The sequence below is a fragment of the Alteromonas sp. MmMcT2-2 genome, from assembly GCF_022348305.1.
In the GTDB taxonomy this organism is placed as follows: Bacteria; Pseudomonadota; Gammaproteobacteria; order Enterobacterales; family Alteromonadaceae; genus Alteromonas; species Alteromonas macleodii.
In genome coordinates, this window is sequence record NZ_JAKRFA010000005.1 from 114515 (window position 1) to 132744 (window position 18230).

14 protein-coding genes are annotated in these 18230 nt (G+C 44.6%); 7 read left to right on the top strand and 7 right to left on the bottom strand.

All coding sequences use genetic code 11. The features are described from left to right. Positions 1-77 precede the first annotated feature (77 nt). Together MHM99_RS05110 and sodB are read right to left on the bottom strand one after the other, a co-directional pair. A complete protein-coding gene (locus MHM99_RS05110; RefSeq protein ID WP_014975982.1) occupies positions 78-2000 on the bottom strand; it encodes a PrkA family serine protein kinase in 1923 nt (640 codons plus the stop codon). A gap of 240 nt (positions 2001-2240) precedes the next feature. Further along, positions 2241-2822, bottom strand: a complete 582-nt coding sequence (gene sodB, locus MHM99_RS05115) for a superoxide dismutase [Fe] (protein ID WP_014948764.1) — start codon at positions 2820-2822, stop codon at positions 2241-2243. 349 nt (positions 2823-3171) lie between these two features. Between sodB and MHM99_RS05120 the strand changes: the two genes are divergently transcribed. The 5 genes from MHM99_RS05120 (at position 3172) to MHM99_RS05140 (ending at position 11352) form a co-directional block, all read left to right on the top strand. Further along, a complete protein-coding gene (locus tag MHM99_RS05120) occupies positions 3172-3522 on the top strand; it encodes a Grx4 family monothiol glutaredoxin (protein WP_202940940.1) in 351 nt (116 codons plus the stop codon). Positions 3523-3856: 334 nt separating this feature from the next. Continuing rightward, on the top strand, positions 3857-6427 hold the full coding sequence (locus tag MHM99_RS05125; protein ID WP_061094562.1) for a TonB-dependent receptor: 2571 nt from the start codon (positions 3857-3859) through the stop codon (positions 6425-6427). Between the two features lie 82 nt (positions 6428-6509). Beyond that, positions 6510-7142: an RNA polymerase sigma factor gene (locus MHM99_RS05130; protein ID WP_202940938.1), complete on the top strand. Its 633-nt coding sequence runs from the start codon at positions 6510-6512 to the stop codon at positions 7140-7142. Between the two features lies 1 nt (position 7143). After that, positions 7144-8199: a FecR domain-containing protein gene (locus tag MHM99_RS05135; protein ID WP_239218416.1), complete on the top strand. Its 1056-nt coding sequence runs from the start codon at positions 7144-7146 to the stop codon at positions 8197-8199. 240 nt (positions 8200-8439) lie between these two features. Further along, complete coding sequence (locus tag MHM99_RS05140; RefSeq protein ID WP_239218418.1) at positions 8440-11352, top strand: TonB-dependent receptor; 2913 nt, start codon at positions 8440-8442, stop codon at positions 11350-11352. Positions 11353-11613: 261 nt separating this feature from the next. On the opposite strand, the gene MHM99_RS05145 is transcribed toward MHM99_RS05140, so the two are convergent. Further along, complete coding sequence (locus MHM99_RS05145; protein WP_014948769.1) at positions 11614-11808, bottom strand: bacterioferritin-associated ferredoxin; 195 nt, start codon at positions 11806-11808, stop codon at positions 11614-11616. Positions 11809-12083: 275 nt separating this feature from the next. On the opposite strand from MHM99_RS05145, the gene MHM99_RS05150 reads away from it, so the two are divergent. Further along, positions 12084-12689 carry a peroxiredoxin C gene (locus MHM99_RS05150; protein ID WP_014948770.1) on the top strand — a complete coding sequence of 202 codons (606 nt, stop codon included), beginning with the start codon at positions 12084-12086 and terminating at the stop codon, positions 12687-12689. Between the two features lie 225 nt (positions 12690-12914). Here the strand turns inward: MHM99_RS05150 and MHM99_RS05155 are convergent, their stop codons facing one another. Together MHM99_RS05155 and rnt are read right to left on the bottom strand one after the other, a co-directional pair. Next, on the bottom strand, positions 12915-14261 hold the full coding sequence (locus MHM99_RS05155; RefSeq protein ID WP_061439450.1) for an IS1182 family transposase: 1347 nt from the start codon (positions 14259-14261) through the stop codon (positions 12915-12917). Between the two features lie 121 nt (positions 14262-14382). Further along, positions 14383-15018, bottom strand: a complete 636-nt coding sequence (rnt, locus tag MHM99_RS05160; RefSeq protein ID WP_014948771.1) for a ribonuclease T — start codon at positions 15016-15018, stop codon at positions 14383-14385. Between the two features lie 341 nt (positions 15019-15359). Between rnt and MHM99_RS05165 the strand changes: the two genes are divergently transcribed. Then, on the top strand, positions 15360-16232 hold the full coding sequence (locus MHM99_RS05165) for an OmpA family protein (protein ID WP_239218420.1): 873 nt from the start codon (positions 15360-15362) through the stop codon (positions 16230-16232). Between the two features lie 37 nt (positions 16233-16269). Here the strand turns inward: MHM99_RS05165 and glpQ are convergent, their stop codons facing one another. Both glpQ and gloA read right to left on the bottom strand, forming a co-directional pair. Then, positions 16270-17466, bottom strand: coding sequence for a glycerophosphodiester phosphodiesterase (gene glpQ / locus MHM99_RS05170; RefSeq protein WP_061485154.1), 1197 nt, complete (start codon positions 17464-17466; stop codon positions 16270-16272). Positions 17467-17599: 133 nt separating this feature from the next. Next, a complete protein-coding gene (gloA, locus tag MHM99_RS05175) occupies positions 17600-17995 on the bottom strand; it encodes a lactoylglutathione lyase (RefSeq protein WP_014948774.1) in 396 nt (131 codons plus the stop codon). Positions 17996-18230 lie beyond the last annotated feature (235 nt).

Sequence of the window (18230 nt, forward strand, 5' to 3'; positions counted from 1 at the left end):
GCTTGTCTTGTTGTGAACTACAAATACCCGTGCTGAAGCACGCATTACACGCGCTTCAGCACCACATGCGTTTAGCGCTAAGACGCTTTACGTACGCGCAGGTACCATTCACACAGCAACCGAACTTGTTTTTGCGTATATCCCTTCTCGGTCATACGATTTACAAAGTCGTCGTGTTTTTTCTGCTCCTCTGCAGAGCCTTTGGTGTTGAAAGAAATAACCGGCAGTAAGTCTTCCGTGTTAGAGAACATTTTCTTCTCAATCACGGTGCGAAGTTTCTCGTAACTGGTCCATGCTGGGTTTTTGCCGCCGTTATTTGCACGGGCTCTCAAAACAAAGTTAACGATTTCGTTACGGAAGTCTTTCGGATTACTTATTCCTGCAGGCTTCTCTGTTTTTTCTAACTCAGCATTCAGTGACGCTCTGTCGAACAGCTGTCCGGTTTCTGGGTCGCGATACTCTTGGTCTTGGATCCAGAAATCAGCATAGGTTACATAGCGGTCAAACAGGTTTTGCCCATATTCAGAATACGATTCTAAGTAAGCCGTTTGAATCTCTTTACCAATGAATTCCACGTAGCGAGGAATGAGGTAGCCTTTCAAAAACTCCAAATACTTATCAGCGGTTTCTTGAGGGAACTGCTCCCGTTCAATTTGACGCTCCAGTACATAAAACAAATGGACTGGGTTTGCCGCCACTTCTTGATGATCGAAGTTAAAAACCCTGGAGAGAATCTTAAATGCAAAGCGGGTGGATAACCCTTCCATGCCTTCATCGACACCGGCGTAGTCGCGGTACTCTTGATAAGACTTGGCTTTCGGGTCGGTGTCTTTCAGGCTCTCGCCATCATACACGCGCATTTTAGAAAATAGACTGGAGTTCTCTGGCTCTTTCAAGCGCGATAACACAGTAAACTGCGCTAAACACTCTAGCGTGTCTGGCGCACAGGGCGCGCCGTTAAGCTCGCTGCTGTCTAGTAACTTTTTGTAGATCTTAATTTCTTCACGTACTCGCAAACAGTACGGTACTTTTACTATATAGACACGGTCTAGGAAGGCTTCGTTATTCTTATTGTTTCTAAACGATTGCCACTCAGATTCGTTTGAATGCGCAAGTATAAGCCCATCGAAGGGAAGGGCAGAGAAGCCCTCTGTTGGGTTGTAGTTACCCTCTTGTGTAGCAGTTAAAAGTGGATGCAGCACTTTAATCGGTGCTTTGAACATCTCCACAAATTCCATTAAGCCCTGATTGGCCTTACATAGTGAACCTGAATAACTGTAAGCATCAGGGTCGTTTTGTGCATATTGTTCTAAGCGGCGAATATCAACTTTACCCACCAAAGATGAAATATCTTGGTTGTTTTCGTCACCGGGTTCGGTTTTAGCGATACCCACCTGGTCGAGCACTGATGGATAAACGCGAACCACCTTGAACTGGGTAATATCGCCATTGAATTCATGCAGGCGTTTGCGTGCCCACGGCGACATAATGGTTTTTAAGTAGCGCTTAGGAATGCCGTACTCTTTTTGTAAAATGTCGCCATCTTCTTTGACATCAAACAGACAGAATGGATGGTCGTTAACAGGCGAGCCTTTCAGCATGTAAATAGGTACGTGTTGCATCAGTTCTTTAAGTCTCTCTGCCAGAGACGATTTACCGCCACCCACTGGGCCGAGCAAATAGAGAATTTGTTTCTTCTCTTCAAGACCTTGTGCGGCGTGTTTAAGGTAAGAAACGATTTGTTCTATGGCTTCTTCCATGCCATAGAATTCTGAAAAAGCTGGATAACGAGAAATAACGCGGTTTGAGAAAATGCGGCTAAGTGCCGGGTCGTTGGCAGTGTCGATTAATTCAGGTTCACCAATAGCTTGTAACAAACGTTCTGCTGCATTTGCATAGGCGGTTTGATCCTCTTTACAAATTTCAAGGAACTCCCCAATGGTGAACTCTTCCTGTTTTCGCTCTTCATAGCGACTTTGATAGTGTTCAAAAATACCCATGAATACCCCTTAAATACGGAACCCCGTAATTTCAGCTTAGTAGGTATTTGGGAAAACGATAGTAATTATTGTGTATAGTTTTTAATCTTTTCGTCTAATGAAAAATGCAACTTTAATAAGAATTTAGTGTCACTTAATGAACAACAGTGCACAAAAAAGCCCCGCTTGGAAGCGGGGCTTTTTATAACTGATACTTTACGCTGTTAAGAGCGCAAGGCGCTTAACGCTTCAGTCTTTGGCTTATGCAAAGTTGCTGCTTGCGAATTCCCAGTTAACCAGCGCCCAGAAGTTTTCTAGGTACTTAGGACGCGCATTGCGGTAGTCGATGTAGTAAGCGTGTTCCCAAAGGTCAACAGTAAGCACTGGCGTAAGGTCGTCGCCAGAAATAGGCGTTTGCGCGTTGCTTGTGTTAACGATATCTAGGCTGCCGTCTGCAGTTTTAACTAACCACGTCCAGCTTGAACCGAAGTTGTTAACCGCTTTATCGTTAAATGCTGCTTGGAAGTCTGCAAATGAGCCCCACTTCGCGTTGATAGCTTCTGCTAGCGCGCCTGTTGGCTCACCGCCGCCATTCGGGCTTAGACAGTGCCAGTAGAACGTGTGGTTCCATACCTGCGCTGCGTTATTGAAAACACCGCCATCAGAAGATTTGATGATTTCTTCTAGGCTTTTGTTTTCCATGTCAGTACCTTCAACTAGGCCGTTAAGCTTAGTTACATAAGTAGCGTGGTGCTTGCCATAGTGGTACTCAAGCGTTTCAGCAGAAATATGCGGTTCTAGTGCATTTTGTTCGTATGGTAATGCTGGTAATTCAAAAGCCATGACGGTCTCCATGTTGGTTTAGTATTGTAGTCTAAAGCCCACTTATCTTCGCCTGTTCAATAAGTGCATATTAATTCTATGTTCAATATACTGCTTTAGACGCTAAAGCATATCCCAAATGTGGGGATAAAGTCCTATAACTCAATGACAAAAATGTGAATTTTTTTTCAAAAGTTAAAATGTGACACTAATTTGTATTGCAATGTATGGGTAGATAACGATCCAGAGGTTGAAAAGATCAATTCAGCTATGGGTAATTAAACATAAAATTATGATACCCTTTCCCTTGATAAATCATTCATGCATTCCCATCTAACTGGGAATACACTTTTGTGCTCAGAGGAATCAAATGGATAATACTGAAAATCAATCAACGCTAGATAGAATCAAGCAGCAAATCGAAGAAAACCCAGTTTTATTGTATATGAAGGGTTCTCCTAAACTACCTAGCTGTGGCTTTTCTTCACAAGCATCGCAAGCGTTGATGTCATGTGGCGAACCATTTGCTTATGTAGATATTCTTCAAAACCCAGACATCCGCGCAGAACTACCAAAATATGCAAACTGGCCGACATTCCCGCAACTATGGGTTGAAGGTGAGCTTGTAGGCGGTTGCGATATCATTATTGAAATGTTCCAACAAAACGAGCTTCAACCGCTTATTAAAGAAACGGCTGCAAAGTACAAAGAAGCAGAGTAAATCTTGTTTCCATGTACAAATCTTTAGGTTTGTAAAAAACGATTTAAAAGCCGGCTTATAGTCGGCTTTTTTTATTAAAACCCGCCAAAAATCCCGCACTTTTATTCCCATAAAAATTATATAGACAGGTCAGAAATTAAAATCCTCTACGGAGTGAAAAAATATTTTTATTTTGTCGAAAAAGGTTTGTTTTTTAATATCTTGCGTTCTATAAAAAACACCATCTGACCGCTAATGAGTCAGTGTTGAAGGTAAAAAATAACAACTACTCTGAGCATTTTTTTAATGTGTTTAAAACGATGAAGGTGTCTTAGAGAAACTCCGGGAAACCACCATGAATACAACCTTGTCTTTATTGACCAAAAACGTGCGTGGCGTATTAGCCGCATCAGCTGCGTTTTCAGTAATGGCCGCTGCACCTGTTTATGCGCAAGAAGCTGAAGAGAGTGCTAAAGCCGAAGATTTCGAACAAATTGCGGTAGTTGGTTCGCGTGCAGCACCACGCTCGGTCGCTGACTCAGCGGTGCCAATTGACATTATTTCTGACGAAGAGTTTAAGCAGCAGGGTGCCACTGATATGGTATCTATGATGCAGACTGTTGTTCCGTCTTTTAACGTAAACGACCAGCCGATCAACGATGCTTCAACGCTTGTTCGTCCTGCTAACCTTCGCGGTATGGCATCAGACCACACGCTTGTGCTTGTAAATGGTAAACGTCGTCACCGTTCTGCGGTTATCACTTTCCTTGGTGGTGGTCTTTCTGACGGTGCACAAGGTCCTGATATTTCTGTTATCCCAGCAGCGGCATTAAAGCAAGTGGAAGTACTTCGTGATGGTGCAGCAGCACAATACGGTTCTGATGCGATTGCGGGTGTAATTAACTTCGTACTTAACGATGCATCAGAAGGCGGTTCGTTTGAAGCCCGTTACGGCTCTTACTACGAAGGCGACGGCGACATGATTCAGATGTCGGGCAACGTAGGTCTTCCGCTATCTGATAAAGGCTTTATTAACCTTTCAGCTGAATACCGCACTGCAGATGACACATCTCGAAGTGTACAGCGTGCCGATGCTGCTGAATTGATAGCGGCAGGGAACACCTTTGTTGCAGACCCTGCGCAAATTTGGGGCTCACCTGAAATTAAACACGACATCAAACTTTTCGCTAATGCAGGTATTGAGCTTTCTGCTACCTCAGAAGCTTACATGTTTGGTAACTACGCCGAGCGTGAAGTTGAAGGTGGTTTCTACTACCGTAATCCGCATAATCGTGGTGGTGTGAACGATGGTGGTACAAATGACGATGGCGAGCAACTATTGCTTGTTGGTGATTTAACCGGTGATATGTCAGGTAACTGTCCAACCGACATCGTAGTTGGTGATAACGTACTAGAGAACCCGCGTTATATTAACGAAGTTCAGAACAACCCTGACTGTTGGGCGTTCAACGAAATGCTGCCAGGTGGTTTCACACCTCGTTTCGGTGGTACGGTTACAGACATGTCACTTGTCTTTGGTACGAAAGGCGAACTTGACCACGATATCACGTATGACGTGAGCTTGAACCTTGGCCAAAACGAAGTTGACTTTGCTATTAGCAACACCATCAACCCGTCTTTAGGTCCAGAAACACCTACAGAATTTAGCCCAGGTCGCTATACGCAGTCTGAGCAAACCCTTGATATTGATTTCACTAAGCCGTTTGATGTTGGTTTATATGAACCACTATTCGTGGCAACTGGTTTCCAATATCGCAACGAAAGTTATGAGAGCTTTGCAGGTGATACTGCCTCTTATGAAATAGGTCCGCTGGCGACACAAGGCTTTGGCATTGGCTCAAATGGTTTCCCTGGCTTGGCGGCCAATAGCCAAGGTCGTGTGTCCCGCAACAACATCGCACTGTACATTGACGCAGAAGCGTATATCACTGAAAACTTCATGTTAGCCGGTGCGCTACGTTATGAAGACTTCTCTGATTTCGGTGACACAACGAAAGGTAAGATTGCTTTCCGTTGGCAAGCACTTGAGAACATCGCTTTCCGTGGTGCGTTCTCAACAGGCTTTAAAGCACCTACCCTTGGTCAAAGCAACGTGCGTAACGTAACTACCGCGTTTGGTACAGGTGGTGAACTTATTGACCGTGCAACACTGCCTCCGACAGATCCAGTGTCTCAACTTAAAGGTGGTGAGCAGTTAACGCCTGAAGAGTCAGAAAGTATCACGTTTGGTGTGGTAGCCGATTTCGATAATGGTCTATTCATTACCGCAGACTACTACAACATCGAACTGACTGACCGTATCAGTACTGCCTCTGGTATTGCGCTGACTGAAGAAGACATTGCCACGCTGCTTGAGCAAGGTATCAACGATGCGTCTAGCTTCTCTGAAATCAGCTTCTTTACTAATGACTTCGACACCACCACCGAAGGTGTTGATGTTGTTGCGAATTACTCGATGGAAATGATGGGCGGTGAAACTAAGTTCTCGCTTGCTTACAACTGGACGTCGACAGAAGTAGATCGTGCATCAGAGAATATTTCACCTGAGCGTATTCGCATGCTGGAAGATAACCTGCCAGCGGTTCGTTACAGTGCTACAGCGAATCACACCAATGGTGACTGGCGTTTCCTTGCACGTATGAACTATTACGGTAGCATTTTCGAAGACCACTTAGATTCTGCACTTCCGATTGATAACGTAGGTTCAGAAATTACAGTTGACCTTGAAGTAGCATACAATTTCACAGAGCAACTTACTGTAACTGTAGGTGCGAAAAACGCATTTGATGAATACCCTGATGAGAATACACAGTATGCCGGAATCGCAGGTTCGTTGTACCCAACAACCTCGCCAATTGGTATTAACGGTGGCTTCTACTACCTAAGAGGTGTTTACACTTTTTAATAGGTAAGCAATTACCTATAAACCAAACTTTCACTTAATGTTTCAAAGTTAAGGGGGCATTAGCCCCCTTTTATTTTATTGGGTGAAAAAGAACGAAAAAGCAGGCATTATTGATGCCAATGTAAGCAAATCGAAACACAAAACATTTAATATTATGACGAGAAAGTCGACAGTAGCTGAAACCTTTTTAAAATACCGCTCAAAGCTAATGCGTGCGGTAGGTTCTATTGTTGGCGCCGACGACATTGAAGATATCGTGCAAGAAGCTTTTATTAAAAGCTACGAAGCAGAGTTAAAACAAGAAATACAGTATGAGCGTACCTATATGCTCAAGACAGCGCGTAATCTAGCGCTGAACCATGTTGCGAAAGCTGAAAACAAAAATAAGCAGCAGCTCGATGACATGGATATTTTGCCTTATGAGCTTGTAGGTCACAGTTTAGAAAAAAATGTAGAAAGCAAAGAGCGTTTTATTCATTTTTGCCGAGCGACGGATACATTGTCTGCTGATGTAAAACGCGTATTTTTGCTGAAAAAAGTATATGGCATGCGACAAAAAGAGATTGCAGAGCTTGTGGGGCTAAGCGAAAGCACCGTTGAGAAGCATGTCGCCAAAGGTTTAATGATGTGCTCTAGGTACTTAGCCGAGCTGTCAAAGGATAGTGCATCCCCCCATGCCACTGCTAACGCGACTCAGGACATAAGCCGTAGTTAACATGAATAATATTCGCCAGTTTTCAAGCAAAGAAGATATCCAAGAGCAAGCATGCTTATGGATAAGCCGTCTCGATCGCGGCTTAAACAGTGACGAAAAGACGGAGCTAGACGCTTGGTTGTCGGAAAGTAATGCGCATCGTCAAGCTTTGCTCGACGCCGCTAGCTTGTGGGACGACATGTCGGTATTAAATGAATTGAGCGGTTTATTTCCGCAGCCAACCTCTCGTCAGTCGTCGAAAAAGGGCAACATGTCTAAAACTGCCGTTTGGGGCATAGCGGCCACATTCTTAGTGATGGCAATTGCTGTTGGGGTAGTGGTTCAGCGCACGTGGCTAAATAGCACCCCTGAATTCGCAGCGGTAACACAAAAGGTACAAACCGGTGTTGGCGAACAGAAAAACGTGACGCTAGCCGATGGCTCTAAACTTCATCTAAATACAAACTCTGTCGTTACCGTAGATTTCTCATCAACGGCGCGCAATATCGTTTTATTGAAAGGGGAGGCACACTTTGAAGTGGCTCACGACACGTCTCGCCCTTTCTCTGTGACCGCAGGCAACAACACCGTTACCGCTGTTGGAACTGCCTTTAATATGCAATATGTGGATGATAATGCGTTTGAGTTAGTGGTTACCGACGGAAAGGTATTGGTGAAAGACCGCTTTAAGGCTTCATCCTCAAATGAATCGCTCTTCACTAAACGTCCTGTTGCTGAAGAAGGCCTTCTTATGTTCGCAGGTGAAAAAGCCACTGTACAAGGTAAAGTGGAAGCCCGTGAGAGCATGTCTCAAAACGACATAGATGACGATTTAGCGTGGCAACAAGGCATGATTGTATTTAAAGGTGAGCCTCTTGAGGCAGTATTAGCTGAGATTGGCCGCTATACACCCGTTCGCTTTAATATTTCGGACGAAAGCCTGCGCAAGCGTCGTGTAGCGGGTTACTTTAAAGTAGGCGACATAGATGGATTGTTGTCTGCACTTAAGAGCAGCTTTAACATCAATTACGAGAAAGTCACAGAAACAAGTATTGAGCTTAAGTTAGCGAAAAGTTAAATATTTCTGAAAGATAGGTGCTTTCTACTATTCGTAGTTGGCATCAATTTCTTTAATGTGACAATATAATTAAAATAATAAGCACATCGATTTTATATCTTGCAATACGGCAATTTTGCGATAAGCAGGCAAACAAAAAAGGCAATAGAAAAGCTGCATGCTCTAGCGTGTTCGGCCCAATGCCTTTCGCAAAAAAGAATGTGCAAATTCTCCCGTATTTTTTCCCTCTCGGCACTAAACATGGCGTCCGGCTTTTTTCTTTTCATAGCACCAGCGCCAACGCTTCATGCACAAACAGACAACCCTTCGCAATCACCCGACCAAACCGAACCAAAATTGGGTGCTTACAGCTTTTCAATACCCGCACAAAATGCTAATGAAGCGCTAACCGAACTAGCTAAACAGGCAAATACCACATTGCTTTTTCCTTTTGATTTAGCAAAAAAAGTGAAAACAAATGCATTGGAAGGTACGTTCACACTGAATGAAGCGCTGGCACAGCTTCTTGAAGGAACAGAATTGGCGGTAGTGACTGATGAAAGCGGTGCGGTAAGTATTCGTTCTCGTTCATCGTTAGTGGCGAAGGAAACACAGCCACAAGATACTGAAAAGAAAACAGACGAGGGAGGCAATGGACTTGAAAAAATTGCGGTCGTCGGTACTCGTAACTCGCCTCGAAGTGCTGTTGACTCACCAGTTCCTTTGGATGTGATTGGTTCTGAAACCCTCAACTCACAGGGAAATTCAGACGTGCTTTCTATGTTAAGCGTGATGGTTCCTTCGTTAAACGTAAACGATCAGCCCATCAATGATGCCAGTAGCCTGGTAAGGCCGGCGAACCTTAGAGGCATGTCCTCGGATCACACGCTTTTGCTGCTTAACGGAAAGCGACGCCATCGCTCTGCGGTAATCACGTTTTTAGGCGGAGGTTTATCTGACGGTGCACAAGGGCCTGATATATCGGTTATTCCTGCCTATGCGTTAAAGCAAGTCGAAGTATTGCGAGATGGTGCAGCAGCCCAGTATGGCTCAGACGCCATTGCAGGCGTGATTAACTTCGTACTTAAGGATGCTCGTGAAGGAGGGCATGTTGCGCTGAAAGTTGGCGGTTACAGTGAAGGCGACGGCGAACTGTTTCAAGTGCAGTTAAATAAGGGCTTTGCTATTGGAGAAAGCGGCTTTTTAAATGCAACGGCAGAGTATCGTCAGCAAAATGGCACGTCGCGCTCTGTACAGCGGATTGATGCGCAGAACTTGATTGACCGGGGGAATATGTTCATCGCGTCGCCGTCCCAAGTATGGGGAGCGCTTGATGTTAACGAAGATATTAAACTTGCGCTAAATGCAGGCGCAGACATTTCGTCTAAATCACAATTTTACAGCTTTGCCACTGCAGCAAGAAGAGAAATAAACGGTGGTTTTTACTTTCGAAATCCGCAAACCCGAGAAGGGGTGTTCAGCCGCACCGACCCTAACACAGGGGAAAGCCGCCTGATTGTGGCAGACTTAGATGGACTGGAGAGCGGTATTGCTTGCCCTTCTATAACCTTGTCTAGTAATAGCGTATTGCTGGACCCCACGTATCAACTTATTGCAGATAACACAACGGCGCTTGGTGCCAACTGTTTTGCTTTCAACGAGTGGTTCCCTGGCGGTTTCACACCAAAATTTGGGGGGACGATAACGGACGCTTCTGTTGCGATGGGCGTTAAACATGAGTTACCTAATGGCTGGGCGATGGATGCCAGTGCGACATTGGGCTACAGTGACATTGAGTACACCATCTCAAATACAGTTAATCCATCGTTAGGGCCACAAACGCCAACGTCGTTTTCGCCCGGTGGTGTGTCGCAAGTAGAGCGAACGCTTAACTTAGATTTTAACAAACTCATTCAAACTATTTTCGACGATCCGGTTAGCATTGCCGTGGGCTTAGAATGGCGTAAAGAAACCTATTTTCAAAAGTCCGGCGACGAAGCGTCATATATTGCAGGCCCTTTCGCTCTAGAGCCGCCACTTGGGTTGAACCAAGGCTTTTCCATCGGTTCCAACGGTTTTCCGGGGTATCAGCCTCAAAGTGCTGGGCACTGGAGCAGAAGCAATTGGGCTGTGTACGCTGATTTGGAATTTTATGTTACCGAAGCATGGCAGTTTGGCGTGGCCACACGTGTAGAGCATTTCAGTGATTTCGGCTCGACATTTGATGGCAAATTGAGTACTCGCTATAAATTAAATGATATTTTTGCATTACGCGGATCTGTAAACACCGGTTTTAAAGCCCCAACAGTAGGGCAGAGTAATGTTATCAACGTAACTACCGCCTACGGTGTTAACGGTTTGGAAGACCAAGCAACGCTGCCTCCAACTGATCTTATCTCACTGCAACTAGGCGCAACTCCACTGACGCCTGAAGAATCGGTGAACTTTAGCCTTGGGCTAGTTATGCAGGCAAGCGAGAACTTTTTTGCAACGCTCGACTATTTCAATATTCGCCTTTCTGATCGCATTAGTACGACATCTGCAATTCCGTTAACCGACGACGACATTAGTGCGCTTATTGCCCAAGGGCGTCCAGATGCGGCGAAATATAATGCTGCAAAGTATTTTACTAATGACTTTGACACAAAAACTCAGGGTGTTGATTTAGTTGTTAACTACAATTTTGCGCTAGCTGATTGGTCAAATTCTTTACTTCTTGCCTTCAACTGGACAGACACACAAGTAGAGCGGGTTACACTTTATCCTGCGCAAGTGGGGGACGAAATACGGCTTCTACCTAATCTAACACGGGCAAGAATTCGTATGCTGGAAGATAACTTACCTGCTCATCGAGGCAGTATCACGCTGGAGCAATCGAAAGGAAATTGGGCATTTACTTGGCGACTTAACTATTACGGTGAGTTTTATGAAGACCATCTTGATGCGTCCGCAGGCATGGACATATACGGCAATGCGTTAACCACATTCGATGCCCAAGTTGCATGGAAAGTACTGCCTCAAACACAAGTTACCCTCGGCGCCCAAAATCTGTTTGATTCGCTGCCTAATGAAAATCCTTTTCAAGGTGAAGTTGGCGCACTCTACCCACCTACATCGCCTAGCGGTATCAATGGGGCTTTCTACTATGCAGGCATTGAGTACACCTTTAACTAGGGCATGCTTCAGCAAAGCTACGTAGTTAAATGGCGCGCTGCACTCATTGAAAGTAAGAAAATGAGCCTAGCTCTGAGTTTGAAAGGACAACAACCTATCGTTTTAGGTGAAGATGTGAATGTTACTTAGGTAATTAAACTAGGATATGACTTAGGTCACTTAAAGGAATAATCGTGATAATAAATATGGTGTTTAAAGTCTAGCCAAGAATGCTAAGAGCGATGACGTTGCGTGTTAAGAATACGCGGGTTGGCTAATTGCCTAGCCAACGTCTTTGAATAGGGACTCATCGACGATAGTTTGGTCAATGATCTGTTGCGCCATGTTGATACACTTACCGCATTGTGAGCCAAGCTCTAAATGTTGACGTAACTCTCGCATATTTCCCACACCGTTTTCTTCAACCGCTGCGCGAATGCTTTTATCAGTTACCCCGTAGCACATGCAAACAAACATTAAACGTACTCCAAATGAATCTGTAAATGATAATAATTGTTATTCTTTGCTTTAGCAAGTGGATAATGACAAATTTAATACAAGGTAATTGAAGAAAGACTGAACAGTGTGGGGGGATGTTAAGCGGTTATTGGTATGATCAGTAAAAAAACTCGTTGTTTAATATTGTTATTTCCATATTCGTACCTATTTTCTTTGAAGGAAATTTCTTATCAAAGTGGTTACGCAACGTAATCACTTCTATTATTACAATACAAATATAAATGGAGAGACTCATGAGTGTATTAGTTGGCCGTCCAGCACCTGACTTTACTGCAGCAGCGGTACTTGGTAGTGGTGAAATTGTTGACACTTTCACATTAAGTGAAGCAATCAAGGGCAAGAAAGCTGTTGTATTCTTCTACCCACTAGATTTTACGTTTGTTTGCCCGTCAGAGCTTATCGCCTTTGACAAGCGTTTCGACGAGTTCAAAAAGCGTGGTGTTGAAGTGATCGGTGTTTCAATCGACTCTCAGTTCTCACACAATGCGTGGAGAAACACTCCGGTAAATCAAGGTGGTATTGGTCCGGTTAAGTACACCCTTGTTGCTGACGTTAAGCACGACATCTGCCAGGCATACGATGTTGAGCACCCAGAAGATGGCGTTGCGTTCCGTGGTTCATTCCTAATCGACGAAGAAGGTATGGTACGTCATCAGGTAATCAATGACCTTCCACTTGGCCGTAACGTTGATGAAATGCTACGCATGGTTGATGCACTAGCATTCCACCAAGAGCATGGTGAAGTTTGCCCAGCGGGTTGGACTGAAGGTAAAGCTGGTATGGATGCGTCGCCTGAAGGTGTTGCTAAGTACCTATCTGAAGAAGCAGACAAGCTATAAGCTAAACTGTTTAAAGATTATAAAAAAACAGCGCCTTTTGGCGCTGCAGATTGATGATAAACCCCTCTTTTTTCGGAGGGGTTTATTTTTTCTAGCAGCCGAAGGCTGCGATCGCGATATTTTTTAATAAGGCGTTTTTGTTTTAGTGTTGAGCTCTTAGAGGGCAATAAGTGAGTCATTTACTCGATTAGCGGGTTTGCGAGCGAGATTTGAGGGTATTTAGGCTTATACAGCCTTGGCTAAGGCCATTTTCTTCATGTTTTGACATGCAGCGGCTAGCAGACACTGCATCGAGACCTTACTGAGTCCGCGATAGCGACAGTATCGATGTCCGTGGTGTTGTTTTGCATCTGCGAAGCTTCGTTCTACCGTTTCAGCTCGCCTTCGATATTGCTTCTTCCCCCATTCACTTAATCTGACTTCGTTTGCGTTCTCGACACTCTTCTGCCAGACATGGCGCGTTATAACTTTTGTGTGATTCTTACTGTTTGTACATTGCTTACGAACGGGACAGCTTATGCATTGCTTCGCATCAGAGTGATACTGGCGGTAGCCTTCGCGGTTAGTGGTGTTGTAAGCAATAACCTGGCCTTGGGGGCATGTGTATGTATCAGATTCTGTGTCGTATACATACTCGCGTTTAGCGAAGTAGCCTTTCTTTTTCGTAGGGCGACGATACCCCATTACACCAATCAGTTGTCGCGCTTCGAGGTGATGACACACCGCGGCGGTGAAGTAGCCCGCGTCGAGACCAACGGCAATATGGTTGAGTTTGAAGGTGTCTCTAGCTCTATCAATACGCGCAATGATAGGTTGGCTATCGTGAACATTTCCTGGTGTCGCGTGTGTATCAACGATAATACCGTGACGCCCATCTACGATGCGATGGTCTAGGTAGAAGAAGCCCTTGGGCTTCTCATCGCGCACCATAAAACCACTATCAGGGTCAGTGCGGCTGACTTTCGTAGGCTTCGTGCAAGGCTTGTCTTCCTTACACTTCAGGGGCTTTTTTCCCTCTAACTCCCTGTCTTTGGTTACTGCTTCGTTTAGCTGTTCCACATAAGCTGACGGTGTCACCTTCAAGTCTTTTATGTCGAAGCGTTTCTTGTTGGCGTTCGCTTTTAAGTGCGTGCTATCGGCAAACAAACTCTTACCACCAATGAGTCCTTGCTTCATGGCCTGACGCACAATGTTGTCGAAGATAACCTGATAGATATCGCTGTCTTTAAAACGCTTGATGCGGTTTTGACTCAGCGTGGAATGGTGAATCACATCTTCCGTCAATCCCATACCTAAGAACCAGCGATACGCCACATTTACTTGTATCTCTTTAATGAGGCGTCGCTCACTACTGATACCAAATAAATAACCGAGAAACAGAATTTTAAAAAAGCGTACGGGGTCAACCGAAGGGCGACCGTTATTCTGACAATATAGATGAGCCACCTCATCGCGGATAAACTCAAAATCTATCGCCATATCAATTAAACGAACCAAGTGGTCTTCTGGTACCAGTTCATTGATATATACGGTTTCAAACTCGTATTGTTGTGGGGACTTTGGGGTTAGCATGGTGAACACTCCGAATTTCACTATGCCTATTAGATCAAAGCCCCAGACTTTCGTCTAGGGCTTTTTCAACAGTCTGCAGCGCCTTTTGGCGCTGTTTTTGTTTATATCAGTTTGAATAAAACTACTCTTTATTTTCTACAGGCCATCCGCCTAGCGCTTTATAGCGATTTACCATATAGCAAAATAGCTCGGTGGTCTTTTGGGCGTCATACAGCGCACTGTGCGCTTCACTTTGGTCAAATGCGATCCCCGCTGCACGGCATGCTTTTACCAAAACCGTTTGGCCTAAGGCCAATCCAGCAAGGCTGGTGGTGTCAAATGAAACAAACGGATGGAACGGCGTGCGTTTTATATTGCAGCGTTCTATCGCGGCATTGACGAAACTCTGATCGAACGTTGCATTGTGAGCAACAATAACTGAACGTTGGCAGTCTGCATTTTTTTGCGCCTTGCGGATGCCTTTACATAAGTCCTTCATGGCTTCGCTTTCTTCAATAGCCCCTCGCAATGCACAATTAGGATCGATGCCATTAAATTCTAAGGCTGCTGGCTCTAGGTTAGCGCCCTCAAAGGGGTCAATGTGATAATGAAAAGTTTGATCAGGATGAAGTATACCGTTTTCATCCATTTTCACCGTTACCGCGGCTAATTCTAACAGGGCGTCAGTGCCTGCATTAAATCCGGCTGTTTCAACGTCGATAACAACGGGAAAGTAACCTCGAAAGCGCTGGGAGAGAAGGGGCGGGTTGGCAGACATAAACACTCTTGTAAGACTCGATTGCGTTAATTGGTTGGTGACTAAAATGCGTACCAACCTGCGAAGCATATTGCGTAAAAGAATTATCGCAAGGATACTCTCGAGTTGCCAGTTGCAATTTATAAACTGTTAAATCAGGGGGCTAGCAAAAGTACAAAACGCGAATGGTATTAAACGCTAAACTTTTCTACAATTTGGACGATAATCAAATTAAGCGTGAAAAAATCATTAGGCACATTTCTTCTTTTTGTGTGAGCTAATTTGATTCATTATGTTCGGTAATTTGTGCACGTAGTGTTGTCTTTTACCTGTGTTAGTCTGATTTTCGTTATGGTGTCGAAATGGTGTCGAAATTAAAATACATCGCTTTATTGGGGATGCTGGGGTCATTGTCTTCCCACGCTGCCATGCGGCAATATTCTGCAACCATAGAAAGCTCCAACTGGCGAATAGACAAAGACACCCGACTTCAGTGTACCTTGAACCACGAACTACCCGGTTATGGCGAAGCCATGTTCACGAGCTCAGCGTCGAAGCAGCTTAATATGGAATTCGAACTGGACATGTATTTGCTGCCAAGCAAATTTGATATGGCTGCTGTTTATTCTGTACCACCTAAATGGATGCCCGGCGTTGCGCCTAAAACCATTGCCGACATGTCTATTCGTAAACAGTACAATGGCGACCTTCCGCAGGATGCGGCTTGGACTATGTTGTCTGAATTAGAAAAAGGCTTTTGGCCCACATTCTATTACCAAGATTGGTATAACAAATACGACCAAGTAAGTGTGGCATTAAACGCTAGCAACTTCTCTGGTGTGTATCGTGAATTTGTGAAGTGTGTATCGAACTTATTGCCCTTCGGCTTTGATGACATTGCCTACACGGTATTGTCGTATCAAAACAACAGTACAGAACTAACCAAATATTCGCAGAAGCGCTTAACCATGATAGGTGAATACTTAAAAGAAGACAGCGAGCTTGAGCTTGTGCTTCTTGATGGTTACACCGATAGCTACGGCGGTCGCTATAATAATGAACAGTTGTCTATTCGACGTGCTAACGAAGTAAAAAGCTATTTGACTACGCTAGGTGTACCTGAAGATCGAATTCAGTTGACAGGCCACGGTGAGAAACGCCATATTGCGCCAAACGATACACGAGAAAGCCGCGCCCAAAACAGACGCGTGGTGGTGCGACTTTCAAAATCCTAGGCGCTAATTGTCGCGCCTACACTCGCTTTAAAATGCGTTAGTTTAATTTTTCTCGCCACCTTAATACCGGTACTAAATGATCGGTGAAAACACCGTCAGCACCTACCACCTTGTCTAAAACTTCCAAGACTTGCTCTGAACTCATACCTGCTGGTAGTGCATCATGTCGGTAGGTGTAGGGGTGGATTGTCAGGTTATTTTCGTGGGCGTAGGCAATCCATGCCGCGGCTTCTATTTTTCCCTGAGTCATCGCTTCATTATCGAGTAAGTGGCCTAACCAAGGGCCTATGCCATCGGCATACAACGCAACCTGCTGCATGCCTTCCTGAGTGCGCAGCCAGTTATAATCTGTGTCGCTTTCGCCCCAGTCGTTTTCGCCAATCAGCATCACAACTTTGCCTTTATAGCCCAGGGTTTCACGAACGCGCTTAACTTCGTTAAAATCGAAGCATTGCAGGTAGCTATTACCGCTCTCTCCACCAAACCCGTAAGCATTTAAGGCATCTACAACGATTTTACTGGCATCAACGCCTTCTTTAATGTGAAAGGCAGGGGACTTTACTTCAGGATAAACCCCTACAGACGTTCCAAATTGGCGATTTAGCTCGCTGATTAGTTCAAAGTGTTCATTTAACGTGGCCACTTTAAAATTAGCATGCGTGCCGCGGTACCTATCTTTAAAAACTTGCTTCCCGTCACTGTTAGCGCGCTCGTGTACCCGCAGTTGTCGCAGTTCTTCAAGAGTAAAATCACGCGCGTAATAGCGGCCGTCATCGCGGTGGCGTGCAGGAAACACATCTTCTACATTGGTGACCGTTTCTAAGTGGATGTCGTGTAGCACAACGGGTATGTCGTCTTTGGTGATAACAACATCTTGCTCAATAAAATCAGGGCCCAGAGAAAAGGCGAGGGTAGCTGCTTCAAGGGTATGCTCAGGTAAATAGCCCGACGCGCCGCGATGGGCTATCACGGTAAAGTGCGTTTCAACATTTTCTTTTGTGTCAGCGTGTGTTTGCGCACTCTCGTTATTTGCAGCCATGGCCGAAAACGCACTGCCAGCAGCAACTGCACCGGTAAAAGCGATAAACAACGCTGGCAGAATAGCGGCCAGTTTTGCTTTTGGCTGACTGCGCAAGCCTATATTGTGCGCTGCTCGAGGCTTCCGACTTATCGCTGTTCTAGCTTGGCTTTTGTTTTTATCATTTTGCGAAAATAATAAGCGGTTACGTAGCATGTCATATCACTCCATGTGGTTTTTATCGTTTTTTCCAGAGCCGCACGTTTTTAAGTTGATAGTTTGGCGACTTAAGCGTTCAAATCGCTTTGACTACGCTGGCTGCATCTTCAGTTCTTGTTTTTGAGCCATTTCATAGCGAAATGGATTTATTTTGTATGAGTTCTATTGCATACCCATCGGGGTCGCGAACAAAAGCAATAACTGTGGAACCGCCTTTTACTGGCCCCGGTTTACGATATACATCAGCGCCGTTTGTTTCTAAGTTTTCACAAAACTGATAGATATCATCGACCTCAATCGCAATATGACCATACGCGTTACCTTTATCGTAGGTGTTGTCGCCCCAGTTATAGGTAAGCTCTAAAACGGTACTCTCGGTTTCATCGCCATATCCCACGAAAGCTAGCGTGTATTCATACTCTTTGTTTTCAGACTGGCGAAGAAGGCGCATGCCCATGAGTGAGGTATAAAAGTGAAGAGAGGCCTCTAAGTTTTCAACTCGAAGCATGGTGTGAAGCATTCGCATAAGAGATTCCTTTTTTGAGCCATCGGAATTACTCGATGGCACACTGCACTGTGATTGCGTGTTGGCCGTAACTTTTTGTACACATAAATACGATGAGTACTTTATTTGAGTAAACGCAAACAACACGCTTTTATGTTAATTAGGAAATGTTAACGCTTTAAGACAATATTACAATTCTAGTTAAACGTACTATACCTGCGGTAACACGCCGCGATTACGAACATTTTAAGTCTCG

Excerpts from the sequence above, each read along its gene's own strand:
- MHM99_RS05110 (WP_014975982.1), bottom strand. The coding sequence starts at position 2,000 with ATGGGTATTTTTGAACACTATCAAAGTCGCTATGAAGAGCGAAAACAG.
- sodB (WP_014948764.1), bottom strand. The coding sequence starts at position 2,822 with ATGGCTTTTGAATTACCAGCATTACCATACGAACAAAATGCACTAGAA.
- MHM99_RS05120 (WP_202940940.1), top strand. The coding sequence starts at position 3,172 with ATGGATAATACTGAAAATCAATCAACGCTAGATAGAATCAAGCAGCAA.
- MHM99_RS05125 (WP_061094562.1), top strand. The coding sequence starts at position 3,857 with ATGAATACAACCTTGTCTTTATTGACCAAAAACGTGCGTGGCGTATTA.
- MHM99_RS05135 (WP_239218416.1), top strand. The coding sequence starts at position 7,144 with ATGAATAATATTCGCCAGTTTTCAAGCAAAGAAGATATCCAAGAGCAA.
- MHM99_RS05140 (WP_239218418.1), top strand. The coding sequence starts at position 8,440 with ATGGCGTCCGGCTTTTTTCTTTTCATAGCACCAGCGCCAACGCTTCAT.
- MHM99_RS05145 (WP_014948769.1), bottom strand. The coding sequence starts at position 11,808 with ATGTTTGTTTGCATGTGCTACGGGGTAACTGATAAAAGCATTCGCGCA.
- MHM99_RS05150 (WP_014948770.1), top strand. The coding sequence starts at position 12,084 with ATGAGTGTATTAGTTGGCCGTCCAGCACCTGACTTTACTGCAGCAGCG.
- MHM99_RS05155 (WP_061439450.1), bottom strand. The coding sequence starts at position 14,261 with ATGCTAACCCCAAAGTCCCCACAACAATACGAGTTTGAAACCGTATAT.
- rnt (WP_014948771.1), bottom strand. The coding sequence starts at position 15,018 with ATGTCTGCCAACCCGCCCCTTCTCTCCCAGCGCTTTCGAGGTTACTTT.
- MHM99_RS05165 (WP_239218420.1), top strand. The coding sequence starts at position 15,360 with ATGGTGTCGAAATTAAAATACATCGCTTTATTGGGGATGCTGGGGTCA.
- glpQ (WP_061485154.1), bottom strand. The coding sequence starts at position 17,466 with ATGCTACGTAACCGCTTATTATTTTCGCAAAATGATAAAAACAAAAGC.
- gloA (WP_014948774.1), bottom strand. The coding sequence starts at position 17,995 with ATGCGAATGCTTCACACCATGCTTCGAGTTGAAAACTTAGAGGCCTCT.